This is a genomic window from Pseudomonas frederiksbergensis, assembly GCF_000802155.2.
Classification (GTDB): Bacteria; Pseudomonadota; Gammaproteobacteria; order Pseudomonadales; family Pseudomonadaceae; genus Aquipseudomonas; species Aquipseudomonas frederiksbergensis_A.
Map to the genome: position 1 here is coordinate 50,681 of NZ_JQGJ02000017.1, position 23,525 is coordinate 74,205.

The following is a 23,525-nucleotide window of genomic DNA, read 5'->3' on the forward strand; positions in this document are numbered from 1 at the left end:
CGAGAATGATCTGAACGAACTTGGACGATAAGGAAAACAATTATGGGTTCGCTGCATCGTATGGCTGCTTTGTGTGGTTTGACCGTCTTGTTGGCAACGGCTACCGCCCAGGCAGAAGACTGGCAGGTCGCCAAGGATAAGGAAGGTATCCAGGTTTCGCTGAGCGAGGTACCTGGCTCGAAGTACAAGGCCTATCGCGGCGTCACCGTGATGAAAACCACCATGGCCAAACTGCGGGCCCTGCAGGAAGACGTCACGGGCGCGTGCGCGTGGATCCATGAATGCAAGAGCCAGAAGCTGCTCAAGCATGAGGGCGACAAGAGTTGGACGTATACCCAATTCAATACGCCATGGCCGGTCACGTCCCGTGACTCCGTGCTGGAAGTCACGACCGTCGAAGGTGCTGATGGTAGCTTGACGCGCAACCTCAAGGGTGTGCCCACCTATGCCCCGCAAGAGAAAGGCTTCGTGCGCGTGACGCAAGTCGATGGCTTCTGGAAGTTCACGCCCAAGGGAGCGAACCAGATCGAAGTGATTTATCAGGTGCACACCGAGCCGGGTGGTGATGTTCCGTCCTGGCTGGCCAACAAGTTCGTGGTGGATGCGCCGTTCAATACGCTGAAAGCACTGAAAGAACGCGCTGAAAAATAAACAGCAGCTTCATTGAAGAAACCGCCTTTGAGGCGGTTTTTTCATTGGAACCGTCAGCGAACTCAGCGGAACGATCGTTTCGCCGCCAGTGTCGAGATAGAGGTAAGCCCGGCCACTCCATCGATCAAGGAGACACTGATGCAAAAGTGGGAAATCACCTTCGTTGACGATCACGGCGAAACGATCGCCGAGCAGTTTGATTACGCCCAGGAGCCCACGATGGAACAAGCTGCACAATTGATTCGTGAAAAGCTGGTGCCTCTCTCGAAAGAGCTGGACCTCAACGACCTGGAAGGTCGCACCGACGATCCCACAGTCAAGAGCCTCAAAACCCAAAACAGCATTGAAATCATCAGCATTAAACCGATTTCATGAAATCATTGTCTGGTCCCGCTTGGCAGTGGCGATGACTTGAAGCTACTCTGCAATCGAGATCAGCGAAAGGATCGCCAAGGTCCGGTCTTGTCAGCTACATGCTTGTGTCCCGACGGCCAATTGATGCCGTACTGCTTGTAACCGCAGGTTGCACGCACGGGAAGACGGAAAGTCTATCCATCGGTCTGAGGAGGACGTTTCATGAGCACAGCCTATCAAGAAGACATCAGCACCAGCGTGCTGCGCCGCATGAAAGAAGGCGGTTTCGATTTCTCCCAATTCCATCCCATCGAGTTCTACGCCATCTTCCCCGACGAGGAGCGGGCGCGCAGGGCGGCAGGTCATTTTCGGGGGGAGTCGTTGAATGCGCAGATCAGCGCTCGGGACGATGGCGCCTGGTCGCTCGAACTGAGCCGGGTGATGTACGCCACTTATGATGACATCGGCGACTTCGAGTTGAACTTCGAAGCGGTGGTCGAGCCCCTGGGTGGCATTATCGAAGGGTGGGGCGTCAAGCAGGAGATCCGCCGCCTGCAGGCCTGACACCTTTTCCCTGCATCACAGCAACGGCTGACCTTTGTGTCGGCCGTTTTCATGTCTGGCCCCGATCAATTTATCTGCAGCCAACCACGATCATGAGTCGACTATGCTCTGGAGAGCAACGTTTTGCGTCGCAATGAAGCGAGGCAGGCCGGACAGGGATATTCGCCGCACCACGAGGGTGCTCGGCCTGTCGAGGGATAAACCAAGTCGTTGATCATAAAGCGTTTATGCCGCTGGCACGGGCCTTGCGACGCCTGAGCCAGGGTGACAAGGAGTACGGCATGAGCCGCACTGGTTTTGATGAGATGTACGATGCCGACGGCCAGGTCCGCCCCCACTATCGTGCCTTCGCCCGTTGGCTGGCCGAAACACCCGATGAACTCCTGGCCTTGATCCGTTCGCGGAACGCATCGATCTGTGCGGTCGTCGAGGCGCTCCGTTCGTCCTCTCGGGTCGGGAAACGCGCCTGGTGCCGGGCGGCCTGACCCGCGTGGCGCTGCGCGAAGGTTCCCTGGTGGTCAACTCGTCCCAGGGCGGTGGTACCAAGGACACCTGGGGGGTCGAAGAATGAAGGAACCGACATGTTAAGCAGGACCGCCTCGGATCTTTATTGGATGTCGCGTTATCTGGAGCGGGCGGAGAACCTCGCACGGATGCTCGACGTCAGCTACTTGCTGTCATTGATGCCCCAGGACGGGCGTGGCGACGGCTTGCATGAACTGGCGATGCCGCTGTTGATAACCGGTACGCTGGAGGATTACCGGGACAGGCACGGCGAACCCCATGCCGAACGCTTGCTGCATTTTTTCGCGCTGGAAGCAGCCAATCCGGCAAGCATCTACAGTTGCCTCGGCTCTGCGCGGGCGAGCGCACACGCGGTGCGAGGGCGAATCACCGCCGACATGTGGGAAAACGTCAACGCGACCTGGCTGGAGATTCGCGACATCGCCGAGCGAGGCCTGGGGCGCTACGGCATGAGCCGTTTTTGTGAGTGGATCAAGGAACGATCGCACCTGTTTCGAGGCGCCACCTACGGCACCATCATGCGCAACGATGCGTTCCGTTTCATTCGGCTGGGGACCTTCATCGAAAGGGCCGACAACACTTTGCGCCTGCTCGACGCCCGCTACGAAATGGCCGGCGACCAGGCCGACGCGGTCAGCGACGGGACCGCCCACGCCTACTATCAGTGGAGCGCGCTGTTGCGGGCACTGTCCTCCTTCGAGGCCTACACCGAAATCTACCGTGACGCCCCGGTGGCGCGCCATGTGGCCGAGCTGTTGCTGTTGCGCGCGGACGTGCCGCGTTCATTGCGCGCCTGCACCGAAGAAATCGACCAGATCCTCGCCAGCCTGCCGGGTACCAATGGGCGCGCGGCGCAGCGCCTGGCGGCGGAAATGGACGCACGCCTGCGCTACACCGGCATCAGCGAAATCCTGGACGGTGGGTTGCATGCCTGGCTCACCGAATTCATCCCACTGGTTCGTGAACTGGGCGATGCCATTCACAGTTCCTACCTGGAGGTCTTATGAGACTCTCGATCAGCCACGAAACGGCCTACCACTACGAAGACCAGGTTCGCGCCAGCATCCAGTACCTGCGCCTGACACCGCACGACAGCGAACGCCAGCATGTGCTGAGCTGGCAGCTGGATCTGCCCAGGCCGGTGCGGTCGCAGCTCGATCCGTTCGGCAACATCCTGCATGTGCTGACGTTGGACGAGCCCCACGAAACCATCATCATCGGTGCCCGTGGGCAGGTGGATATCGACCCGTTGCACGAAGCCGAGCATGAAAGCCGTTCGGCGCTGCCGTTCTTGCGCTTCACCCGGCTTACTGAGGCCGACGATGCGCTTCGTGTCTTCGCTCAAGCGCAATGCAAGCAGCGGCGGGATCGCTCGGCGTTGATCGACCTGATGCACGGGCTGAACCAGCACATGGCCTACACGCCCGGCGCCACTGAAGTCGAGACCAGCGCGGCCCAGGCCTTTGCCGGGCGCAGCGGGGTGTGCCAGGACCATGCCCATGCGTTTCTCGCGTGCGCTCGCAGCCTGGGTGTGCCGGCGCGTTATGTCTCGGGCTACCTGTTCAATGAGGACAGCGAACACCTCGCCAGCCACGCCTGGGCCGAGGCGTGGCTCGATGACGCCTGGTACAGCTTTGACGTGACCAACCAACTGGCTCGCCCGGAGCGACACCTGAAGTTGGCGGTGGGCCTGGATTACCTCGATGCCTGCCCAGTGCGTGGCATGCGCCGAGGCGGCGGATATGAACAAATGCACGCAAAAGTGCTGGTGACGCCCGCGCCGGTGATTACGGTGCAGCAGCAGTAACGGACGGAGCTTGTGGCGAGGGAGCTCGTGCCCTCGCTACGCAAGCAACTACTGTTTCAACGGCTGCTTGCGTCCTGCCATGTGCTTCAAATACCCGACCAACTGATCCAGCTCCGGATCGGGGAGCACCGCCGCGGAGAATCCCGGCATTTTGCCCTGGGGCCAATGGCGCAGGCCTTGAGGATCACGGATGTAACGCTTGAGGAAATCTTGCGAGAAGTATTCCGTAGGGTTGAAGGGAATGTTCAGGTCGGGACCAAACTGCGCGTCACCGGCGCCGTTGAGACGATGGCAGGCCAGGCAGTTTTTCTGGAACAACTCGAAGCCTTTGTTGACCGGATCGTCCTTGGCCAGGCTCGGCGAGGGCAGTAGGGCCGGGAACCGATCGGCCACCGCCGACAGGCGCTTGATACTTGCCACTGCGTAGGGCCATTGCTCGGGGCTGATAGGGCCCGCTTGTGGATCGGTCCACACCAGATAGAACGGGCCGGCGCTTTTCTTGCCTTCTCCCAAGGGCGGCCAGGGTTTGGCCGGGTCCTCGATCGCCAGCCACGCGCGGGCGCCGTTCGCATTGAGCAGTGGCGCCGCGGGCATCTCGGCCGCGAAACCGTCCAGGGCCACGGCTTGCAGATGATCGTCAGGTTTTATCCCGGTCAACAGCGAGGCCAACGGCACGGCGCGATAGGTCATCGGTTTCTTGTAGGAAACGTCTTCGTTGATCTGGACCGTTTGCGCTTCAGGATGCTTGAGCAGCTCTTCGGTTTGCCAGGTGCGGGCGCCCGCGCCCAGATCCAGCGCCAGTTGCGCCGCGTATAGAGGGCTGCTGATCAGCAGCGCCCCAATGACGATAAATGCTTTCAAATGAATCGCCTTCCATGTCGAGGGGGAGCGCAAAGGTTGGCACAGCCACCGTTGCCGGACAACGAACCCTCTCACATTTATTGGGCGAAGCAACGTCTGATGATGCGGACACCGCGCGCCTGGTTCAGCCGATCACTTTAGTGATATTCGGCAAGATCAACAGCAGCGTCGTGGCGAAGAGAATGAGTCCGGCTTGACGAACTTTCGAATGTTTGAACATGGCTGACCCGCCTTTTTTGTTATTTCCTGAGGCCAGCCTGCGTAACTCCGTGACGGCTGGCGGTGCACTTCCTGTGTGACAAGCGCCTCGGCAAAACCCGACGACTTTCTTGTACAAGGTTTACATTAGGGGCCGCAGCCCACTTGGCTTAGATCCAATTAATATCAGGTTAGCGCTTGACGCTATCAAAAAGACATGAGGCCTATTGCCAGCTGCTTGCCGGCCCTTTTGCTAGACAGCTTGCTTACCTGAAACGGTTAACCCGATAGCTCGCTACCGTTCGTCTGAGCGTGCCTGTCAATGCCATTGAGCCTTGAGGTCATTGCATCCGCGGCCGCTGGGCTTAAGGTTGGAGATGTTCTAGATTAGCCGATGGCGGCTTGAGGATGTCATGACCGAAGCGATGATTTTTGACGCATTACGCACGCCTCGCGGCAAGGGTAAATCTGATGGCGCCCTGCACACCGTCAAGCCGGTGACCCTGGTCAGCGGGCTGTTGACCGCGTTGCGCGAACGCACCAGCCTGGACACCAGCCAGGTAGACGATATCGTGCTCGGCTGCGTGACGCCGATTGGCGATCAAGGTGCCGACATTGCGAAGACCGCCGCCCTGGTGGCTGACTGGGATGTCAGCGTGCCTGGCGTTCAGCTCAACCGCTTTTGCGCCTCGGGCCTGGAGGCGGTGAACCTGGCGGCGATGAAAGTGCGCTCCGGTTTCGAAGACCTCGTAGTGGCGGGCGGCGTCGAGTCCATGTCACGGGTGCCAATGGGCAGCGATGGCGGCGCATGGGCGCTGGACCCTCAATCCAACTTGCACGGTCATTTCGTTCCCCAGGGCATCGGCGCCGACTTGATCGCCACCCTGGAGGGCTTCAGTCGCGAGGATGTCGATGCCTTTGCGTTGCAGTCCCAGCAAAAAGCCGCGCGGGCGCGGGGAAACGGTTCGTTCGATAAATCACTGGTGGCGGTGCGGGACCAGAACGGCATCGTGCTATTGGATCACGACGAATTCATCCGCGCCGACTCGACGCTCGAAGGCCTGGGCAAACTGCGGCCAAGCTTCGAAGCGATGGGCCAAATGGGGTTCGACGCCACGGCATTACGCGTCTATAGCCATGTCGAGCGGATCAATCATGTGCACACCCCGGGCAACAGCTCGGGCATCGTCGATGGCGCGGCGCTGATGCTCATCGGTTCCCAGGCCAAAGGCCGCGAGCTGGGGATGCAACCCCGGGCGCGGATTGTCGCCACCGCCGTCACCAGCACCGAGCCGACCATCATGCTCACGGGCCCGGCCCCCGCCACCCGCAAGGCGTTGGCGAAAGCGGGGCTGCGGGTCGAGGACATCGACCTGTTCGAAGTCAACGAAGCCTTCGCCTCGGTGGTACTCAAGTTCATCAAGGACATGGCCATCGACCCCGCCAGGGTCAACGTCAACGGCGGCTCGATCGCCATGGGCCATCCGTTGGGCGCCACCGGGTGCGCAATCCTCGGCACGCTGCTCGATGAACTGGAGGCGCGTCGCCTGCGTTATGGCCTGGCGACGCTGTGTGTTGGCGGCGGCATGGGTATTGCCACTGTCATCGAACGCCTCTGAGCCCCGACTTCAAGGAACACATTTCATGACCGATGCCATTCGTTACGAAACCGGGCCGGACCGGATCGTCGTGCTGACCCTGGACATGCCGGGGCAGGCCGCCAACACCATGAACGCGGTGTATCGCGAGGCGATGGCCGCCTGCGTTGCTCGCCTGAGCGCCGAGAAAGACTCGATTGCCGGCGTGATCATCACATCCGCCAAGCAGACTTTTTTTGCCGGTGGCGACCTGAACGAGCTGGTCCAGGTCGACAAATCCCAGGCCCAGGCTTTTTACAAAACGGTCTCTGACATCAAGGCGCAACTGCGCGCGTTGGAGACCCTCGGCAAACCGGTGGTCGCCGCTATCAACGGTGCGGCCCTGGGCGGTGGCTGGGAAATCTGCCTGGCTTGCCATCAACGGGTGGCATTGGATCACCCGTCGGTGCTGATCGGCCTGCCGGAAGTCACCCTTGGCCTGTTGCCGGGCGGCGGCGGTGTGGTGCGGATGGTGCGCTTGCTGGGGCTGGAAAAGGCCTTGCCGTATTTGCTCGAAGGCACGCGGGTTCGTCCGCAACAAGCGTTGCAGGCCGGCCTGATCGATGAGCTGGCGGCCGATCGCGACGAGCTATTGGCCAAGTCCAGGGCATGGATCCTCGCCAACCCGAGCGTGGCCCAGCCGTGGGACAGGAAGGGCTATCGAATCCCTGGGGGCACGCCGTCCGACCCGACCGTCGCCCAGATGCTGGCGATCGCGCCTTCGATCCTGCGCAACAAGACCCAGGGTTGCCTGCCGGCACCGGAGAAGATCCTCTGTGCCGCGGTGGAAGGCGCGCAGGTAGGCCTTGATGCGGCGCTGCTGATCGAAACCCGTTATTTCACTGAACTGGCAACCGGACAGGTGGCGAAAAACCTGATCGGCACGTTCTGGTTCCAACTCAACGAGATCAAGGCCGGAGGCTCTCGCCCCCCAGGCTATGCGCCTTTTCTGACAAAAAAAATCGCTGTGCTCGGCGCCGGAATGATGGGCGCGGGTATCGCCTATGTCGCAGCGACAGCAGGCATTGACGTGGTGCTCAGGGACGTCGATCTGGCCGCAGCACAGAAGGGCAGGGCGCGCGCGGCGGCACTGCTGGACAAGAAAGTCGCCCGCGGCCAACTCACCGCGCAACAGCGCGACGCCACGTTGGCGCGGATCCAGCCGAGCGACAGCGATGTGGACCTGGCCGGTTGCGATCTGATCATCGAAGCCGTATTTGAAGACCGCGCCCTCAAAGCCAGCGTGACGGCCGCAGCCCAGGCGGTGGCCGGCCCGGACGCGGTTATCGCCTCCAACACCTCGACCTTACCCATAACCGGCCTGGCGAGGGCAGTGCCGGACGAGGGCAAATTTATCGGCTTGCACTTCTTCAGTCCGGTGGAAAAGATGCCCTTGGTCGAGATTATCCGGGGCGCCCGTACCAGCGACGAGACGCTCGCCCGTGGCTTTGATTTTGCCCGGCAAATCGACAAGACACCGATTGTCGTGAATGACAGTCGTGGTTTTTTCACTTCACGAGTGTTTGGCGCCTTCATCCACGAAGGCATCGCGATGCTCGGCGAGGGCGTGAGTGCGCCAATGATCGAAACCGAGGCACGCAAGGCCGGGATGCCGATCGGACCGCTGGCTGTCTGCGACGAAGTTTCCCTCAGCCTGATGAGCCATATCCGCGCGCAGGCCGCCATCGACTCGCGAACAGAAGGGAAAGCACCGCCCGAGCACCCCGCATTCGCCGTGATCGACCTGCTGCTCGAAGAATACAAGCGGCGTGGTAAAACGGCCGGGGCCGGTTTTTACGAGTACCCCGCCCAAGGGCAGAAATACCTCTGGCCGGGGCTCAAGGAGCGTTTCGAGAAACCTGCCGGGCAAATTCCTGCCCAGGATATCCGGGATCGCCTGCTGTTCATCCAGGCTTTGGAAACCGTCCGCTGCGTCGAGGAGGGCGTTGTCACGTCGACGGCGGATGCCAATATCGGCTCGATCTTCGGTATCGGATTCGCGGCCTGGACAGGCGGGGCCTTGCAGTTCATCAACCAGTACGGTTTGCAGGCGTTTATCGCCCGCAGCCAGTACTTGGCCGAACAATATGGGGAGCGTTTTGCGCCACCCGCCTTGTTGCTGGAAAAGGCCGCCGCTCAGGCACTGTTCTGACCGCGCATGGGACTTGCCTTGAGACGGTGTTTCAGGGCAGGCTCTGGGGTGTGCAATATTCCCATCATCGTGTCAGGTATTTTTTATGTCGCTACGCATCTGCATTCTGGAAACCGATGTCCTGCGTCCAGAACTGGTCGACCAATATCAGGGCTACGGGCAGATGTTCCAGCGCCTGTTTTCGCAGCAGCCCGTAGCGGCCGAGTTTGTCGTGTACAACGTGGTGCAAGGGCAATACCCAAGCGATGATGAGCAGTTCGACGCTTACCTAGTCACCGGCAGCAAGGCGGATTCCTTCGGTACCGATCCGTGGATACAGACGCTCAAGACCTACCTCATGGACCGCTACCAACGTGGCGACAAGTTGCTGGGCGTCTGCTTTGGTCATCAACTGCTGGCGTTGTTGCTGGGCGGCAAGACCGAGCGCGCCAGCCAGGGTTGGGGGGTGGGCACCCATCGCTACAAGCTCGCGGCCAAGGCCCCGTGGATGAACCCGGTGATGGAGGAGTTGACCTTGTTGATCAGCCATCAGGATCAGGTCACCGAGCTACCGGAAAACGCCACCGTCATTGCTTCGAGCGATTTCTGCCCGTATGCGGCCTATCACATCAATGATCAGGTCCTGTGCTTCCAGGGCCACCCGGAATTCATCCACGATTATTCCCGCGCCTTGTTGGAGATTCGCCAGCAACACCTCGGCGAAAAAATCTACAGCCAGGGCGTGGCGAGCCTCGAACAAGAGCATCACGGCACCACCGTGGCCGAGTGGATGATGCGGTTTGTCGCCCACAAGCCTACAACCACCCCGACCGCTTGAAGCTTGCCCACAGCGCGGTACATCCCACCCCGATGAACCCGAGCACCAGGAAGTACCCGTAGTGCCAGGTTAGCTCCGGCATGTTCTCGAAGTTCATCCCGTAGATGCCGGCCACCGCCGTCGGAAACGCCAGGATCGCCGCCCATGCGGCGAACTTGCGTTGCACCACGCTCTGGCGTGAGGCTTCGAGCAGCACGCCGATTTCAATGGTCTGGCTGGCGATGTCCGCCAGGGTCGCCAGGTCTTCCATCTGCCGCGTGACATGAATCTGCACATCGCGGAAGTACGGGCTCATGTTCTTGTCGATGAAGGGGAAGTCCAGGCGCTGCAGCTCTTCGCTGATCTCCACCATGGGCGCTGCGTAGCGACGCAGGCGCAGCACGTCGCGGCGCAGGCTGTGGAGGTTCTGGATATCTCGTTCATTCAGGGCGCTGCACAACACGTTGCGCTCAAGCTCGTCGATCTCGGCATGAATGGCTTCGCCCACCGGCTGGTAGTTCTCAATGACGAAATCGAGAATTGCGTAGAGGACGAAATCCTCGCCATGCTCCAGCAGGATCGGACGAGCCTCACAACGCTGGCGGACATGGGCGTAGGACGCCGAATGACCGTTGCGGGCGGTAATGATGTAGCCCTTGCCTGCGAAGATATGGGTTTCGATGAATTGCAGCTTGCCGTCCTTGCGCACCGGCGAATACGTGACGATGAACAGCGCATCGCCGAAGGTTTCCAGCTTCGGGCGGCTGTGCTTCTCCATCGCATCTTCAATCGCCAGCTCATGCAGGTCGAACTGGCGTTGCAGGTTGGTCAGCTCCTGGGTGCTGGGCTCTTCGAGGCCGATCCACACGAAGTGTCCGGGCTTGGCAGCCCAGGCGCTGCCTTCGTCGAGGGTGATATTGGTAATTTTCTTCCCGGCGCTGTAAACCGCAGCAGCAACAACTCTACCCATGATGATGGTTCACTTCTTCTTGGAAATCTGGCAGTGGCAGGCAGCGTCCAGCTTAGCGCGCCACGCTGATTGAGAGTCAGCAAAATCCGCTGAGTTCGCCGCAAAAGAAAACCCGCCGTATGGGCGGGTTTTCTGTTCAGCCGATCTGCAACTGCCGGTCCATCGTCTCGATGCACTCGCGCATCTGCTCACGGCATTGGGCGATGAGGCGGGGCATGTCATCCATGCTCAGGCCCGTTGTAGGAATCGCCGGCAGAGAGCGTATGAGAATGTCGCCACTGCGCCAGCGATTAAGCTGCATATGCTTGATATAGGTGCTGACACACACCGGGATGATTGGCACCCCGGCGGCAATCGCCATCTGGAACGCGCCTTTCTTGAACGGCAACAACTCCTCGCCCAGGTTGCGCGTGCCTTCCGGGAACACCCAGATGGAGGTGTCCTCGTGCTGCAAGGTGTGGGTGGTGGTCAGCATCGACTTGCGGGCCTTGATCGCATTGCCGCGGTCAATCAACACGTTGCCCGCCAGCCAGAACAACTGACCGAACAGCGGCACCCATTTCAGGCTCTTCTTGCCAATGCACACGGTACGACGCGGCACCACGTTGCCGAAGACGAACAGATCATAGTTGGACTGGTGATTGGCGATGATCACGCTGCTATGGGCTTTATTCATCAGCGTGTCGACTTCGGCCTTGACCCGCAGGCGCAGGATCCACATCGCAGGGACTGCATAGAGCCTGGCGCATAAACGGCTGTTGTCAGGATTGAACGGCCGGCAAACACCGAGAATCACACCCAACACACCCGCCAGGATAAAGTGCAGGCCCATCAACGACATACGCAGTGCAAACAACATCAACAAGGCCCATTGGGACAAAAGGTGGCGCAGTGTACGGATGTGCACTGTTTTCAGCAATTGTCCCTATAGAGGGAGGAGATGGACGATGTTTAAGCTGATGTTTCGAAACGCTGCGCAACAAGCGGCTTAGAGCGGTTGCCGATTTTCAAGCCGCAGGTGTCGTAGACCTTGCTTCAACCACGGTTCAGCCCATGTATTCCTGATCCAGCAATATCGCGCTGTCCAACGCATCCAGCAGCGCCTTGCGAACCTTCAGCTTGGTATTCTTGTGGGCGGTCATGTTGATTTTCTTCAACTGGCGTGCCGCTTCCAGTGCCGCGGCCTGCAATTCATCCGGCGACACCACTTTGTCGAAAAAGCCCGCGTCCACGGCGCCCTGGGGACTGAACATCTCTCCATTGATGACCGAGCGGTGGAACGCCGATTTGCGCAACCGGTCCCGGGCCAGCTCGATGCCCGCATGGTGCATGGTCATGCCAATCTGCACTTCGTTCAGACCGATGGTGAACGGTCCCTCGACACCAATGCGGTAGTCCGCCGACAACAACAGGAACGCACCCTTGGCCACGGCATGCCCGGGGCAAGCGACAACGACAGGGAAGGGGTGGGACAGCAAGCGGCGGGCCAGGGTCGAACCGGACGCCACCAGACTCACCGCTTCCTTGGGGCCGGCGGTCATCACTTTCAAATCGTACCCGCCCGACAAAATTCCCGGTTGCCCGGTAATGATCACCACCGCGCGATCGGCCACCGCCTGGTCCAGCGCGGCGTTAAACGCGACGATCACATCAGGCGAAATGGCATTGACCTTGCCGTTGTTCAAGGTCAGGGTCGCGATACCGTCTTCGAGATGGTAGGCAATCAAGTCGCTCATGACTTTATTCCTTGTAAGAAAGATGAAGCAGACGTTACCCACCGTCGCAGGCCAGGTAAAGCACCGTGACTGACTCACCGGTCAGCCCCGCCCCTCCCAAACGGCCTTGCCCGCCCCACAGGCCGCGCCCGCTTCTTAACTTCGGTACGCAGACAAAGCCAGAGTTTGGCCGGTTTGCCATGCTCCGGCCCGATTGAAACGCTGCCAGCCTTAACCACATGAAAATTCTGAAAAAAAGCTTTGCCATCGCAAAGGCTTTCGACTACATTAGCGCGCCTCGACAGACTGAACAGTTTGCCGAGACACGGTGAAGTGTCCGAGTGGCTTAAGGAGCACGCCTGGAAAGTGTGTATACAGGAAACTGTATCGAGAGTTCGAATCTCTCCTTCACCGCCACATTCTACAAACACAAACCCCTGATTTTCCTAGAGAAAGTCGGGGGTTTGTGGTTTTTGGTGTCTGGAAAAGGGCGATATGGGAACGATTTGGGAACAGCCACGCTTCTGTTCTGGCTGACACGGCCTGATCCCGAACAGTTTTCGAGGAAAGCTGTTTCAACAGCCAATCCAAAACAACGACCCGATCACCAGGATGTCTACCGCCAACACGGACAACGGCCAGGACCTCCCATGACCCACCCCCGAATTGGCTTCGCCTGCCAATACCGACATCCTGATCGCGGCCTCTCGGTGGCTGCGCTAAAGACAATCGAAGCCCCCTTCAATCCGCGCACCACGACGTTACGATGGATGGACAGCGTCTCTCCACGGGTCGCCCGCGACAAGCTGTTGGAAATCATCACGCACAACCTCGACGCGCAGTTGCGCCTTATCGCCTACGTCGCCGAGCTGCCCCCGACCTTGCGCATGCTTCGACTGAGCAGCGATCTGTTGCCGTTCTATAGTCATCCGAAAGTGAGCGCGTTCTATCAGGACCCTGCCATTCAAAGCCAACTGGAAAAACGCTTCGGCGCGATTGGTGCGCTGGCGCGTTCAGCGGATATCCGGCTGTCCTTTCATCCTGGCCAATATTGCGTGCTGGGTTCGGATAAGCCGCCGGTGGTGGAGAACAGTCTCGCCGAGTTCGAATACCACGCCGACATGATCCGGATGATGGGCTTCGGTCAACGTTTCCAGGATTTTAAATGCAATGTGCACATCGCCGGGCGGCTAGGGGGCGAGGGGATACGTTCGGTCTGGCCGCGGTTGTCAGAGGTGGCGCGCAATTGCATCACCTTCGAGAACGATGAAAAGACCTACGGAGTGGATGACTGCCTGCAACTCTCCGATCTGGCGCCCGTCGTGCTGGATATCCATCACTGTTGGATCAACGAGAACGATTACATCGCGCCGGATTCCCCACGAGTCGATCGCATCATTGAAAGTTGGCGCGGCGTACGGCCCACCATGCATTACTCGCAACCACCGGAGCGACTGCAGGAGTTGGGTTTCGATGCAGACGATAAGCTTGAGATGGAAGCGTTGTTGAAGGTGGTGTCCAAGCGAGACCTATACGGCCACAGCGCGCAAATGTGGAATCGCTGGACGAACCAGTACGCCCTCAGGTTTCTGGACCGGTTCGACATAATGTTGGAGGCCAAGGACAAGAACGTGGCAGCGCAGGATTTTTATGAGGACGTTGTCCAGCGTTAATCGAATGACAAAATACGGGCTGGCCCAACACCAAACAGCATCAGGCAACCGCGCAGCAGTATCGAGCAAAGACCTTTTCTCATGGGCCGTTAAGGTTTTCTTGAAAGAACGTCTCAACTTAATTGCTGTGGGAGAACATCATGACCAAGTGGATGAGTTTGGCTTGGCAAGCCCGAGTGCTCGCACTGTCTTTCCTATTCTCAGCTGGCAGCAGCTGGGCTTCGGAAAGCGTTCAAGACACTAATACGGATCTGGTCCGCCAGGCTTTTGCGAATTGGCAGCAGGGCAAAGGCACGGTGTTCGACCTGCTGGCGCCCGATGCGAAATGGACGGTGGCTGGGACAAGCCCTGTGTCCGGTGTCTACACCAGCAAGGCTGAGCTGGCCCGAGCCGTGCGCCCGATCACCGCTCGGTTGGCTACGCCGATTGTCCCAACGGTGCAAAGCATCATCGCTGAGAACGATGTCGTGGTTGTTCTCTGGCGTGGCACAGCCACAGCACTTGATCACAAGCCCTATAACAATACTTATATGTGGCACATGACGCTCAAGGACGGGCAAATCATACAAGTGACGGCATTGTTGGACACTTATGTCCTGGATGAACTCATGCGTCGGGTGACGCCAGCGCAATAACTTTTACAGGATCCCGCGTCGTCAGGATGATCCGCACCCCCATGACCACCCCAACCAGCACCGCCGCAAGCCCCGACGTTTCCAGGAGCGTCGGCAGCCGGCCGTGAAACCACAAGCCAAGCAGCGTCGCGAACAGCGACTCCAGGGCGATCAATTGCCCGGAAAGCACCATGGGCAAACGCCGCGACGCGGCGTTCCAGGCCCAGGCCCCGACAAAGGATGACATCAACGCGATCACGAAACCCCAGAGATATAAATGCCCCGCAACGGGAACGCTGAAACCCAGGCTCGGTAGTTTGAACAGGTCGAACGCTTGTACCACCGGTAACAAGCACAAGGTGCCCAGGCCGGCGCCAGTCATCATGAGGCCGGTCCACGCGCCAGACGCGTGGGCTGGCAGCGTGAGCAAGGCGCGCTGGTTCAACCAACTGAATGCGAGCCACAAGATCACGGCTCCGATTGAAAACAATAATCCCATCAACCACGATCCGCCGCCTGCAACGGGTTGATGGAGCGCGCCGAGATTCGACAGCAGAAGTCCGACCGTCAGGAATATCAGTGGGATCGCCAGTTTGCGCCACTGGAGGGTCTTGGAGGTGGCGTTGCCCAGCAGCGCCAGCAATACCGGCACCATTCCAATGAAGGCCGGGGTCAGCACCGGCCCGCCGAAAATGATGCCGGCGGCGATGCACGCGCTATAACCGAGGTAGCCGATCACGCCCAGGCTTGCGCCCAGAAGCACCTGGTCGCGATGCAGTAGCCTCAACTGGGCCCGATAAAGCAGCACGACACCCAGGCCCAAGGCACCGGCAATCAGGAACCTTACGACCAACAAATCATGGATCGTATAGGCGCCGGTGACGTAGGGCGCGATGAAATTCAACGCCCAGCTCAGTGTCGCGACGATTGCGAGGGCTACACCGGCGATGAGGTTTGAGTGCGTCTTCAATGTCAGGCAGGTTCTCCGATACGCCACCAATGAACGTCGATTTCATCATCGGTATGCGGTTCAATGTACTGAGCGCCTTCAGTGTAGGTCGTGAAACGATGTGATTGGAAGTTGCGGTGGCTGAGTGTGCAACCTGGCTTTTCCGACTCAAGCTGGCAGCATCCGCTCTGCAGGACGCCACAACATCAAAAAAGGAATTTACCTTGGGAATCATCCCCACCTTCCAAACCCGCCGCCTCATCCTCACGCCCTTGGCGCTGACGGACGCACCGGCAATTCAACGGCTATTCCCACATTGGGAAGTGGTCCGTTACCTGGACCGCCGCGTACCCTGGCCTTACCCGGCTGACGGCGCGCTGACCTACGTGCGCGACCATGCGCTGCCCGCCGTTGCCGCCGGACGCGAGTGGCACTGGATGATTCGTTTAGCCGAAGAGCCCACACAGCGCATCGGCAACATCAGCCTCTACGACCAGCCAGGCAATAACCGCGGTTTCTGGCTGGCACAGCAATGGCAGGGAAAAGGCTACACGCGCGAGGCTTGCGCGGTAGTCAACGGCTATTGGTTCGAAACGCTGGAGCGTCCGGTCATGCGAGTGCCGAAGGCGGTTGGCAACCTGGCTTCGCGCAAGATTTCGGAGCGTGAAGGGATGCGCATGATCGGGACGCAGCAGGGTGATTTTGTCTGCGGGGCGTTGCTAAAGGAAATTTGGGAAATGACGCTTGAGGAGTGGTCTAGGGCAAAAGCTGCGTCAAGGACACCCAGTTGTACCTGAATGAGCCCAGATTGCTCCGAGTCACTTTGGCCAGACCCATACCAGGATCAAATTCATGCCGCTGAACTTCCACAAAATGCACGCCAACGGCGATGACTTCGTTATTGTCGATTCACGAAACTCGGCCAGTCCGGTGACAAGTGCCATAGCGCAGCGAATGGGCGATCGCAACCGCGGGGTGGGCTTCAACCAACTCGCGGTGCTGCTCGATTGCGACGATGCCGCTGCGCGGTTGATTTTCTGGAATGCGGATGGCTCCGCACTGGATGTTTGTGGCAGCGCGACGCGGGGTGCGGCGGACCTGCTCATGCGCGAAGCAAATGTGACTTCGCTGATGCTGCGCACTCACCGTGGTCTGCTGACTTGCGAACGTACCCCAACCGGCAACATTTCAGTCGACATGGGCGTACCGCTTTTCGACTGGTCGGACATCCCTTTGGCGCAAGCAGTGGACACCGCTGCCTTGCCACTGGCTGGCAATCCAGCCGCGTGCAGCATGGGTAATCCGCACTGCACCTATTTTGTCGATGATCTGGCCGGCCTTGATATCGCGACGGTCGGACCGGCTATCGAAACCGACGCTCTATTTCCACTCAAGACCAACGTTCATTTTGTCCAGATCATTGATCGCAGGCACATTCGATTGCGCATCTGGGAGCGTGGCGCCGGGGTCGCGCTGGGTTCAGGTTCTTGCTCCTGTGGTGCGGTTGTTAACGGAATTCGTCGGGGTTTGCTGGACAGCACCGTCGAGGTTGAATGCGATGGCGGAAGTGTGACCGTGCAATGGGATGGCGTGGGGTCTGTCTTTCTTGTCGGGCCGGTGGCGGCGAGTTTTTCGGGGACGATGAACGTCGGCTGAGCGGTTTGGGTTTCTGACACCAAAGGGTTGATCGGAAAGTTATGTGCTATTTTCCAGGATACGGTCCTGGCGCCCGGAATGTCTGAGCAAAATCAGGTCAGCCAAGCTACCAGACGCGCTTCACATTAATGTTTATCACCTCACCCGCTGGTAAAGATAAGCAAGGCGATGAGAATCGCGAGAAGTGCGAGCATCACAAAGCCGCCGACGACAACCGCCCAACCCCAGGCAAAACCGCTCTCTCCCTTGAAACGGCCACCGCTGAGTAGGCGAAGGATGAATGCGCCAATCCGATGTGCCAACGTGTTGATCAGGCAATCAAAAATGTATTTTGGTCCCGGCATTTCAGTCGAGACGGCCAATGGCACGTGCAAGATTGGCGCGTGCCTGCTGTTCGAATGCGTCGAAGTATGCTGCGGTCGTATAAATGCGCCCGCGTGACAGGAAGCCTTCAAGCACTTGGCGCCGTTTTTGGCGGTATACAGGCAGTGGAACAAGCTGATACTCGCTGCGGATTTGCTGATCGTATTCCTCGAACCGTTCGAACGATGCCCCCAGGATCGCCAGATCCGTGTCCACCAGCACCGCTTCGTCTGCCGACGCTGGGGCACCGTCGTGTCGCGTCACCATGACCAGGTCGTAAAGCCTGCGTCGCGTTTCATCGCCCAGGCCGCCATCACGTGCCACGTCGTCCAGCCATTGCGCACTGCGCAGCTCGTTGTCGCTGCGCAGAGGGTCGTAGATCGCATCATGGAACCATAGCGCGAGGTCGACTTCGGCTGGGGCTTGGCAGGTAGCGTTGACGCACTGGCGCACCTGAAGGCATTCCTTCAAATGCTGCAGGTTGTGGTAAGCGCGATGCGGCTCGCTGTAGTGTCGAATGAGTGTTTCGTACGTTTCTCGTGACGCGTTTTCAACGCCCAGCTCCGCCCAGACACAAGCCCAGGCGGCGAGCCCTGTGCCCTCGGCCACGACGAGGTCGCCGTGTGTGCTGGCCGGGAGTGAACCGTTCCCTTCTGGCGAACCCGTCATCGTTCCTCCTGCGCTTCAAAAAATGAAAAAAGGCGACACCCAACAAGCTTGAACGAGGATCCATCCTGGTGGCTCCAACCATAGGGTGCTTTCAGCCTGAGCATCGGCGCAACCGTCTATCGCGTCCTTCTTATCTGCACAGACATGTTTTGAACTAGTCGGCGTTCCCTCCGAACGAAAACATCAGTAGGTGCGCATAACGAGGGAATTTCATGGCTGGCGCACCGACTCTGCCCTGGAGGTGTTCCAAATGAAAGCATTGCGCTGGCATGGAAAAAAAGATATCCGCTGTGATGACCATCTGCCCGATCCGACCATAGAAGACCCGCGAGACGCGATTATCAAGGTGACCTCGTGCGCGATTTGTGGCTCGGACCTGCACTTGTACGACGGCTTCATGCCCGGCATGAAGCATGGCGACATCATGGGCCATGAGTTCATGGGGGAAGTGGTGGAAGTGGGCTCGGCCAACAAGAAACTGAAGATTGGCGATCGCGTGGTGGTGCCCTTTACGATTTGCTGCGGTGAGTGCGATCAATGCCGCCGAGGTAATTTCTCGGTCTGTGAGCGCAGCAACCGCAACAAGGACCTGGCCGACAAGGCCTTCGGCCACACTACTGCCGGGCTGTTTGGCTATACGCACTTGACCGGCGGCTATCCTGGCGGGCAAGCCGAATATGTGCGGGTGCCTTACGCGGACTTCACCCCGGTCGTCATCCCGGACGGCCTGACCGATGAGCAAGTGCTCTTTCTCGGGGACATCTTTCCTACCGGATGGCAGGCCGCCGTGCAATGCGATATCCAGCCTACCGACACCGTGGCCATCTGGGGCGCCGGCCCAGTGGGGCAGTTTACCGTGCGCAGCGCGGTGATCCTGGGGGCCAAGCAGGTGGTGTGCATCGACAACGTGCCCGAGCGCCTGGCCATGGCCAAGGCCGGGGGCGCCATTACCATCAACTTTGATGACGAGAGTGTCCTGGACCGCTTGGCCGAGCTGACGGGTGGCAAGGGGCCAGAAAAGTGCATCGACGCGGTAGGCATGGAATCCCATGCGACCCGTTCGTTCGACTCCCTCTACGATCGGGTCAAGCAAGCGGTGATGCTGGAGTCCGACCGCCCCCACGTGCTGCGCGAGATGATGTACGTGTGCCGCCCCGCTGGCACGCTGTCCATCCCTGGAGTGTATGGCGGCTTGATCGACAAAATCCCGTTCGGCGCCGCCATGAACAAGGGCCTGACTTTCAAGATGGGGCAGACCCACGTGAACCGCTGGACCGACGACCTGCTCCAGCGCATCCAGGAGGGACAGATCGACCCGAGCTTCGTCATCACCCATACCGTGAGCCTTGAGGATGGTCCGGACATGTACAACACCTTCCGCGACAAGAAAGATGGCTGCGTGAAGGTGGTGCTCAAGCCTTGAACCTTCCGCTCCCCACGTTGCCTTGAGAAAATGCTGAACCCGTGGCGAGGGAGCTTGCTCCCGCTTGACCGGGCTGGCGCTCCAGTGCGGAGCGCTCACAAAATGGGGGCTGCTATGCAGCCCGGCGGGAGCAAGCCCCCGCCACGATTCGGCATGACCCTCGCCTGCGTCAGGGCTATTCCCAAAGACATGTAGGAAACTGCCGTAATCCTTCCGCCCATTTTCCCCAATTGCTGTCCATTTGCAGCCCGACACTTCCCACAATCCAATCGCGATTTCCCACTAAGCTCTGGATAATACGCGTTTGCTTGAGGTCACAAGCGCTCCCCCTCCATGGTTTTTTTGGCGGCTGAGAAGGATCGAACGCATGACAGATTGGCTCCAGAGCTATGGAGAAATGGCTGAACGGGTGCGAAGCCATGACTGGGAAGGCACGCCGCTGGGGTTGCCTGAGCAGTGGCCCGATGTGCTGAAGACGACAGCGGCGCTGAGCTTGGCCTCGCACTTTCCCCAGGCAATTGTGTGGGGACCGGACTTGATCACGCTATACAACGACGCGTTTGCGCCCATTCTTGGCAGCAAGCCCGAGGCGCTGGGGCGGCCGTTCAACGAGGTCTGGCAAGAAGCCTGGAGCGATATCGGACCGATCGTGGAAGCGGCGTTCAATGGGCAAGCGACCTATATCGAGAACTTCCCGCTGGTCATCGAGCGCGGCGACGGCCCCGAGCAAGCCTATTTCACGTTCTGCTACAGCCCCATCCGCGATCAGTTCGGCAAGGTCGTGGGCATGCTGGACACGGTTACCGAGACGACTTCCACGGTACTCATGACTCAACGGCTGGCGGTGCTTGATGCGATTGGCAGCGCCGTGGCGAATGCCACGGATCCGCAAGTCATCATGGCGACCACCGCGCGCATCCTCGCGGCGCACCTCAACCTGTCCAACTGCGCCTATGCGGATATGGATGAGGACGAGAACGGTTTTACGATCCGTGGTGATTGGGCGAGAGCTGGTTCGCCGAGCATCAAAGGGCATTACCGTCTGGCGGATTTCGGCCGGTTGGCGGTTACCAACCTGCGCGCCGGCAAGCCATTGGTGATCAACGACAACCTGGCGGAGCTGGCGCCAGAGGAAGCGGCAGCGTTCCAGTCGATAGGAATCGCGGCCACTATTTGCGTGCCGCTGATCAAGGACGGTCGTTTGACCGCCCTGATGGCGATCCACGACAAAACGCCCAGGATCTGGTCACCGAACGACCTGACGTTGCTGCTGGAGGTCACCGAGCGATGCTGGGCTCACATCGAGCGTGCTCGTGCGGACGTCGCGGTGCGTGAAGGCCTGGCGGCCCTGGCCGAGCTGAACGCGACTCTGGAGGAGCGAGTCGAGGAGCGCACCACGCGACTGAAACAGACTGAAGCGGCGCTTCGCCAGTCGCAAAAGCTCGAAGCCATCGGCCAGCTCACCGGTGGCGTGGCCCATGATTTCAACAATCTGTTGACCATCATCCGTTCTTCGGTCGACTTCCTGCGCATGCCCAACCTGTCCGATGAGCGGCGGCAGCGCTACATGACAGCCGTTTCCGAGACGGTGGAGCGGGCTTCGAAGCTGACCAGCCAGTTGCTCGCGTTTGCGCGGCGCCAACCGTTGAAGCCGGAAATCATCGACGTGGGCAAGCAAGTGCAGAGCCTGGGGGACATGCTCGAAACCGTGACCGGGGCTCGCATCCACGTCAAGGTCCAGTTGTGTGACCGGCCTTGCTACATCCGCGCAGACCTGAGCCAGTTCGAAACGGCGCTGATCAACATGGCCTTGAACGCCCGGGATGCCATGAACGGTCAGGGAACGCTGTGTTTGAGGCTCGATTGCGGTCACAGCATGCCGCCGATCCGGGGCCATGCCGGGGCGGGGCAAGCCTTTGCCGCGATCGCTCTTGAGGACACCGGCACGGGGATCACGCCGGACATACTCGAGCACATCTTCGAGCCGTTCTTCACCACCAAGGAGGTGGGTAAAGGAACAGGGCTGGGGTTGTCACAGGTCTTTGGTTTTGCCAAGCAGTCGGGAGGCAACGTCGATGTGTCGACCGTCGTCGGGAAGGGCACGGTATTCACGCTGTATCTTCCGGAAGTCGAGCCTGAGGAAGTACAGGCGCCCGGACGGGAGGAAACCACGCATCTGGTCCTGGAAAAAGGCCGGCGTCGGGTATTGGTGGTGGAGGACAATCTGGAAGTGGGGCGTTTTGCCAATCAGATCCTGCAAGACCTTGGGTACGAAACGGAGTGGGCGACCAATGCCGAGCAGGCGCTGGAAATGATTGGCCCGGATGCGGCGCGGTTCGACGCCGTCTTTTCCGACGTCGTGATGCCAGGCATCAGCGGTATTTCCCTGGCGAGGGAATTGCGCAAGCGTCGCCCGGACCTGCCGGTGGTGCTGACCTCTGGCTATAGCGAGGAGTTGGCCCGCAGCGGTCATGAGGGTTTCGAGTTCTTGTCCAAACCGTATTCCGCGGACCAGGTTTCCAGGGTGCTGAGCCGGACCATACTGGGTGCGGATTAGGTGTTTCTTTTTTGAAACAGTGGGTTCCGTTCGTCAGCCTGGGTTGTTGTGGATATGCAGTCTGTTGATGACCGGCTAGTCTCATTGGCGTGAAGGTCGATATTTCCAGGCAATCGGTTGTTGCCGGTATCGGCCTCGTCGAAAGGGGAAATGCGATGGGAGCACCATACAGCGAGGAAAATGGCGCCGCGTATCCGGTCAACGAAGGTTTACAGTGTGGTCAGGCGGCTTATCGATCAGATTTTGGCGACGAGCCCATCAAGTCCATCAGGACGAAAGTACCCAAGGTGCAGCGAGGGGAAAAAGCCAAGTTCCTGCCCCGTATACCCATCAGGAAATAATCGTCAGCGCAGCCCCGTCACCGAATGGGGCTTTTTTTGCACGTCGGTTTGTAAAATTAGGATGTTTCCTAAGTGTTTTTTATTTTTTTCCTACAGACAATTGCTTTCACGTTTCTTTCACACTCGACCGCGTAGTCTGAGCTCATCCGTTAGAAAGCAGTACCTGCCCGTTTCCCCAGCGGGCTTTTTTTTGCCTGTCATAAAACTACCTTCCTGTTTGTGGTCCAACCGTCATGGCTGTTGCGGTTTGGCGTACACTCGCGCCCGCGCGCGCCGGCCCTTTTTCCCCGATGCGGCATTCTTGAGGTTTTTATCATGCGTTTGACTTTGTCCACCTTGGTGCTTGGGCTTGTGCTCGCTCAGGGCGCGATGGCCGCTGGCGACGGTACTGCTGCGGTCGGCGGTGGTCTCGGCGGTGTATTGGGTAATGTGGTCGGCCAGCAGATGGGCGGCAGCACGGGCGCCGCGATTGGCGCGGGTGTCGGCGGTGCGGCCGGCAGTGCGGTGGGGGCTCGCAAGGGCAGCCGTACGGAAGCAGCCATCGGTGGTGGCCTGGGTTCGGCGGGCGGTTCGATCGTCGGCAACCGTTTGGGCGGATCGACAGGATCCACCATCGGCGCGGGTATCGGCGGGGCTGCCGGCGGTGCGTTGGGCAGCAATCTTTCCAACGACAATGATGGCCATTCGGGCGGCAAGAAGCACAAGCACAAGAAAAAGCATCGCTGAGTGAGCACGCATTAAAAAAACCGGCCTAGTGCCGGTTTTTGCTTATTGGCATTTGGCCGGAACGTTTGCGTTCCCATCGCCTCGAATTCATACATTCACTTGCGATTGTGAGGTCTGCCATGACGCCGGAAACCGAAGGCAAGGAAGAAAAAGGCCCGTCGGGTGTTCCCTTCATCAATGATCCGGGCGTCAACGATCCGGGCAACGAAGATCCCGGTTCCCTGATGGATGATGCCCAGGTTCCCTTGATCGAGGATGAAGATGCCGAGCTTGAGGACGAATCCTACGACTGAGTCGTCTTGCTCCGATAACTGCGCCACCAGG

The 23,525-nt window shown here is 59.3% G+C and carries 25 protein-coding genes, 1 tRNA gene and 1 pseudogene; 20 read left to right on the forward strand and 7 right to left on the reverse strand.

The features are described 5' to 3' along the window. Nucleotides 1–42: 42 nt before the first annotated feature. From JZ00_RS23595 to JZ00_RS23620, 7 genes and pseudogenes are all read left to right on the forward strand, one after another. Nucleotides 43–651: an START domain-containing protein gene (locus tag JZ00_RS23595; RefSeq protein WP_039593687.1), complete on the forward strand. Its 609-nt coding sequence runs from the start codon at nucleotides 43–45 to the stop codon at nucleotides 649–651. A 138-nt stretch (nucleotides 652–789) separates the two neighbouring features. Continuing rightward, nucleotides 790–1,026, forward strand: a complete 237-nt coding sequence (locus JZ00_RS23600) for a hypothetical protein (RefSeq protein ID WP_039593688.1) — start codon at nucleotides 790–792, stop codon at nucleotides 1,024–1,026. A gap of 201 nt (nucleotides 1,027–1,227) precedes the next feature. Then, nucleotides 1,228–1,569, forward strand: a complete 342-nt coding sequence (locus tag JZ00_RS23605) for a ribonuclease E inhibitor RraB (RefSeq protein ID WP_039593689.1) — start codon at nucleotides 1,228–1,230, stop codon at nucleotides 1,567–1,569. Nucleotides 1,570–1,796: 227 nt separating this feature from the next. After that, entirely contained in the window at nucleotides 1,797–2,054 is a 258-nt protein-coding gene (locus JZ00_RS31270; RefSeq protein WP_039593690.1) for a hypothetical protein, read from the forward strand. Continuing rightward, nucleotides 2,006–2,140 (forward strand): annotated as a pseudogene (locus tag JZ00_RS31615) (hypothetical protein); the annotation flags it as partial. The gene JZ00_RS31270 and the pseudogene JZ00_RS31615, both read left to right, overlap by 49 nt. A gap of 10 nt (nucleotides 2,141–2,150) precedes the next feature. After that, complete coding sequence (locus JZ00_RS23615; protein WP_039593691.1) at nucleotides 2,151–3,101, forward strand: alpha-E domain-containing protein; 951 nt, start codon at nucleotides 2,151–2,153, stop codon at nucleotides 3,099–3,101. Then, complete coding sequence (locus JZ00_RS23620) at nucleotides 3,098–3,901, forward strand: transglutaminase family protein (RefSeq protein ID WP_039593692.1); 804 nt, start codon at nucleotides 3,098–3,100, stop codon at nucleotides 3,899–3,901. The genes JZ00_RS23615 and JZ00_RS23620 overlap by 4 nt, the downstream gene beginning before the upstream one ends. A gap of 48 nt (nucleotides 3,902–3,949) precedes the next feature. On the opposite strand, the gene JZ00_RS23625 is transcribed toward JZ00_RS23620, so the two are convergent. Continuing rightward, nucleotides 3,950–4,762, reverse strand: a complete 813-nt coding sequence (locus tag JZ00_RS23625) for a c-type cytochrome (RefSeq protein WP_039593693.1) — start codon at nucleotides 4,760–4,762, stop codon at nucleotides 3,950–3,952. A 611-nt stretch (nucleotides 4,763–5,373) separates the two neighbouring features. Between JZ00_RS23625 and JZ00_RS23630 the strand changes: the two genes are divergently transcribed. From JZ00_RS23630 to JZ00_RS23640, 3 genes are all read left to right on the forward strand, one after another. Next, on the forward strand, nucleotides 5,374–6,579 hold the full coding sequence (locus JZ00_RS23630) for an acetyl-CoA C-acetyltransferase (RefSeq protein ID WP_039593694.1): 1,206 nt from the start codon (nucleotides 5,374–5,376) through the stop codon (nucleotides 6,577–6,579). Nucleotides 6,580–6,604: 25 nt separating this feature from the next. Then, the gene (locus JZ00_RS23635) at nucleotides 6,605–8,749 is read left to right on the forward strand and encodes a 3-hydroxyacyl-CoA dehydrogenase NAD-binding domain-containing protein (protein WP_039593695.1); all 2,145 of its coding nucleotides are present in this window, start codon (nucleotides 6,605–6,607) and stop codon (nucleotides 8,747–8,749) included. 85 nt (nucleotides 8,750–8,834) lie between these two features. Next, nucleotides 8,835–9,566, forward strand: coding sequence for an amidotransferase (locus JZ00_RS23640; protein ID WP_039593696.1), 732 nt, complete (start codon nucleotides 8,835–8,837; stop codon nucleotides 9,564–9,566). Here the strand turns inward: JZ00_RS23640 and JZ00_RS23645 are convergent. The 3 genes from JZ00_RS23645 to JZ00_RS23655 form a co-directional block, all read right to left on the reverse strand. Next, nucleotides 9,544–10,515 carry a magnesium and cobalt transport protein CorA gene (locus JZ00_RS23645; RefSeq protein WP_039593697.1) on the reverse strand — a complete coding sequence of 324 codons (972 nt, stop codon included), beginning with the start codon at nucleotides 10,513–10,515 and terminating at the stop codon, nucleotides 9,544–9,546. The two genes, JZ00_RS23640 and JZ00_RS23645, sit on opposite strands and share 23 nt — an antisense overlap. 136 nt (nucleotides 10,516–10,651) lie before the next feature. After that, nucleotides 10,652–11,374, reverse strand: coding sequence for a 1-acylglycerol-3-phosphate O-acyltransferase (locus JZ00_RS23650; RefSeq protein ID WP_039593698.1), 723 nt, complete (start codon nucleotides 11,372–11,374; stop codon nucleotides 10,652–10,654). Nucleotides 11,375–11,561: 187 nt separating this feature from the next. Continuing rightward, complete coding sequence (locus JZ00_RS23655) at nucleotides 11,562–12,251, reverse strand: crotonase/enoyl-CoA hydratase family protein (RefSeq protein WP_039593699.1); 690 nt, start codon at nucleotides 12,249–12,251, stop codon at nucleotides 11,562–11,564. A 306-nt stretch (nucleotides 12,252–12,557) separates the two neighbouring features. On the opposite strand from JZ00_RS23655, the gene JZ00_RS23660 reads away from it, so the two are divergent. From JZ00_RS23660 to JZ00_RS23670, 3 genes are all read left to right on the forward strand, one after another. Then, nucleotides 12,558–12,647: transfer RNA gene (locus JZ00_RS23660), tRNA-Ser, on the forward strand. A 233-nt stretch (nucleotides 12,648–12,880) separates the two neighbouring features. Further along, the gene (uvsE, locus tag JZ00_RS23665; RefSeq protein WP_039593700.1) at nucleotides 12,881–13,903 is read left to right on the forward strand and encodes a UV DNA damage repair endonuclease UvsE; all 1,023 of its coding nucleotides are present in this window, start codon (nucleotides 12,881–12,883) and stop codon (nucleotides 13,901–13,903) included. A 140-nt stretch (nucleotides 13,904–14,043) separates the two neighbouring features. Then, nucleotides 14,044–14,538: a nuclear transport factor 2 family protein gene (locus JZ00_RS23670; RefSeq protein WP_411829938.1), complete on the forward strand. Its 495-nt coding sequence runs from the start codon at nucleotides 14,044–14,046 to the stop codon at nucleotides 14,536–14,538. On the opposite strand, the gene JZ00_RS23675 is transcribed toward JZ00_RS23670, so the two are convergent. Further along, nucleotides 14,510–15,487, reverse strand: a complete 978-nt coding sequence (locus tag JZ00_RS23675; RefSeq protein WP_411829939.1) for a DMT family transporter — start codon at nucleotides 15,485–15,487, stop codon at nucleotides 14,510–14,512. The two genes, JZ00_RS23670 and JZ00_RS23675, sit on opposite strands and share 29 nt — an antisense overlap. 203 nt (nucleotides 15,488–15,690) lie before the next feature. Here JZ00_RS23675 and JZ00_RS23680 point away from each other — a divergent pair, with 203 nt between their 5' ends. Together JZ00_RS23680 and dapF are read left to right on the forward strand one after the other, a co-directional pair. Next, nucleotides 15,691–16,263, forward strand: coding sequence for a GNAT family N-acetyltransferase (locus JZ00_RS23680; protein ID WP_039593744.1), 573 nt, complete (start codon nucleotides 15,691–15,693; stop codon nucleotides 16,261–16,263). A gap of 55 nt (nucleotides 16,264–16,318) precedes the next feature. Further along, nucleotides 16,319–17,122 (forward strand): diaminopimelate epimerase, encoded by an 804-nt coding sequence (dapF, locus tag JZ00_RS23685; protein ID WP_039593701.1) that lies wholly within the window; start codon nucleotides 16,319–16,321, stop codon nucleotides 17,120–17,122. A 140-nt stretch (nucleotides 17,123–17,262) separates the two neighbouring features. Here dapF and JZ00_RS23690 read toward each other — a convergent pair whose 3' ends face one another. Together JZ00_RS23690 and JZ00_RS23695 are read right to left on the reverse strand one after the other, a co-directional pair. Then, the gene (locus JZ00_RS23690) at nucleotides 17,263–17,490 is read right to left on the reverse strand and encodes a hypothetical protein (protein ID WP_235433113.1); all 228 of its coding nucleotides are present in this window, start codon (nucleotides 17,488–17,490) and stop codon (nucleotides 17,263–17,265) included. Continuing rightward, on the reverse strand, nucleotides 17,468–18,154 hold the full coding sequence (locus JZ00_RS23695; protein ID WP_039593703.1) for an HD domain-containing protein: 687 nt from the start codon (nucleotides 18,152–18,154) through the stop codon (nucleotides 17,468–17,470). Before JZ00_RS23695 ends, JZ00_RS23690 begins: the two co-directional genes overlap by 23 nt. A 250-nt stretch (nucleotides 18,155–18,404) precedes the next feature. On the opposite strand from JZ00_RS23695, the gene JZ00_RS23700 reads away from it, so the two are divergent. The 5 genes from JZ00_RS23700 to JZ00_RS31275 all read left to right on the forward strand — a co-directional run bounded on the left by JZ00_RS23700 (nucleotide 18,405) and on the right by JZ00_RS31275 (nucleotide 23,494). Beyond that, nucleotides 18,405–19,577 (forward strand): zinc-dependent alcohol dehydrogenase, encoded by a 1,173-nt coding sequence (locus JZ00_RS23700; protein WP_039593704.1) that lies wholly within the window; start codon nucleotides 18,405–18,407, stop codon nucleotides 19,575–19,577. 367 nt (nucleotides 19,578–19,944) lie between these two features. Further along, nucleotides 19,945–22,134: a response regulator gene (locus tag JZ00_RS23705; RefSeq protein WP_039593705.1), complete on the forward strand. Its 2,190-nt coding sequence runs from the start codon at nucleotides 19,945–19,947 to the stop codon at nucleotides 22,132–22,134. An 89-nt stretch (nucleotides 22,135–22,223) separates the two neighbouring features. Next, nucleotides 22,224–22,475 carry a hypothetical protein gene (locus JZ00_RS23710; RefSeq protein WP_230633476.1) on the forward strand — a complete coding sequence of 84 codons (252 nt, stop codon included), beginning with the start codon at nucleotides 22,224–22,226 and terminating at the stop codon, nucleotides 22,473–22,475. Between the two features lie 315 nt (nucleotides 22,476–22,790). Beyond that, on the forward strand, nucleotides 22,791–23,201 hold the full coding sequence (locus JZ00_RS23715) for a glycine zipper domain-containing protein (protein ID WP_039593707.1): 411 nt from the start codon (nucleotides 22,791–22,793) through the stop codon (nucleotides 23,199–23,201). Nucleotides 23,202–23,320: 119 nt separating this feature from the next. After that, entirely contained in the window at nucleotides 23,321–23,494 is a 174-nt protein-coding gene (locus JZ00_RS31275; RefSeq protein ID WP_196304790.1) for a hypothetical protein, read from the forward strand. Nucleotides 23,495–23,525 lie beyond the last annotated feature (31 nt).

What these genes read in the sequence shown, in the direction of transcription:
- JZ00_RS23695 (WP_039593703.1), bottom strand. Translation starts at nt 18,154, where the DNA reads ATGACGGGTTCGCCAGAAGGGAACGGTTCACTCCCGGCCAGCACACAC.
- JZ00_RS31270 (WP_039593690.1), top strand. Translation starts at nt 1,797, where the DNA reads ATGCCGCTGGCACGGGCCTTGCGACGCCTGAGCCAGGGTGACAAGGAG.
- JZ00_RS23615 (WP_039593691.1), top strand. Translation starts at nt 2,151, where the DNA reads ATGTTAAGCAGGACCGCCTCGGATCTTTATTGGATGTCGCGTTATCTG.
- JZ00_RS23595 (WP_039593687.1), top strand. Translation starts at nt 43, where the DNA reads ATGGGTTCGCTGCATCGTATGGCTGCTTTGTGTGGTTTGACCGTCTTG.
- JZ00_RS23635 (WP_039593695.1), top strand. Translation starts at nt 6,605, where the DNA reads ATGACCGATGCCATTCGTTACGAAACCGGGCCGGACCGGATCGTCGTG.
- JZ00_RS23650 (WP_039593698.1), bottom strand. Translation starts at nt 11,374, where the DNA reads ATGTTGTTTGCACTGCGTATGTCGTTGATGGGCCTGCACTTTATCCTG.
- JZ00_RS23605 (WP_039593689.1), top strand. Translation starts at nt 1,228, where the DNA reads ATGAGCACAGCCTATCAAGAAGACATCAGCACCAGCGTGCTGCGCCGC.
- JZ00_RS31275 (WP_196304790.1), top strand. Translation starts at nt 23,321, where the DNA reads ATGACGCCGGAAACCGAAGGCAAGGAAGAAAAAGGCCCGTCGGGTGTT.
- JZ00_RS23640 (WP_039593696.1), top strand. Translation starts at nt 8,835, where the DNA reads ATGTCGCTACGCATCTGCATTCTGGAAACCGATGTCCTGCGTCCAGAA.
- JZ00_RS23715 (WP_039593707.1), top strand. Translation starts at nt 22,791, where the DNA reads ATGCGTTTGACTTTGTCCACCTTGGTGCTTGGGCTTGTGCTCGCTCAG.
- JZ00_RS23600 (WP_039593688.1), top strand. Translation starts at nt 790, where the DNA reads ATGCAAAAGTGGGAAATCACCTTCGTTGACGATCACGGCGAAACGATC.
- JZ00_RS23655 (WP_039593699.1), bottom strand. Translation starts at nt 12,251, where the DNA reads ATGAGCGACTTGATTGCCTACCATCTCGAAGACGGTATCGCGACCCTG.
- JZ00_RS23620 (WP_039593692.1), top strand. Translation starts at nt 3,098, where the DNA reads ATGAGACTCTCGATCAGCCACGAAACGGCCTACCACTACGAAGACCAG.
- JZ00_RS23670 (WP_411829938.1), top strand. Translation starts at nt 14,044, where the DNA reads ATGACCAAGTGGATGAGTTTGGCTTGGCAAGCCCGAGTGCTCGCACTG.
- JZ00_RS23700 (WP_039593704.1), top strand. Translation starts at nt 18,405, where the DNA reads ATGAAAGCATTGCGCTGGCATGGAAAAAAAGATATCCGCTGTGATGAC.
- JZ00_RS23630 (WP_039593694.1), top strand. Translation starts at nt 5,374, where the DNA reads ATGACCGAAGCGATGATTTTTGACGCATTACGCACGCCTCGCGGCAAG.
- uvsE (WP_039593700.1), top strand. Translation starts at nt 12,881, where the DNA reads ATGACCCACCCCCGAATTGGCTTCGCCTGCCAATACCGACATCCTGAT.
- JZ00_RS23705 (WP_039593705.1), top strand. Translation starts at nt 19,945, where the DNA reads ATGACAGATTGGCTCCAGAGCTATGGAGAAATGGCTGAACGGGTGCGA.
- JZ00_RS23645 (WP_039593697.1), bottom strand. Translation starts at nt 10,515, where the DNA reads ATGGGTAGAGTTGTTGCTGCTGCGGTTTACAGCGCCGGGAAGAAAATT.
- dapF (WP_039593701.1), top strand. Translation starts at nt 16,319, where the DNA reads ATGCCGCTGAACTTCCACAAAATGCACGCCAACGGCGATGACTTCGTT.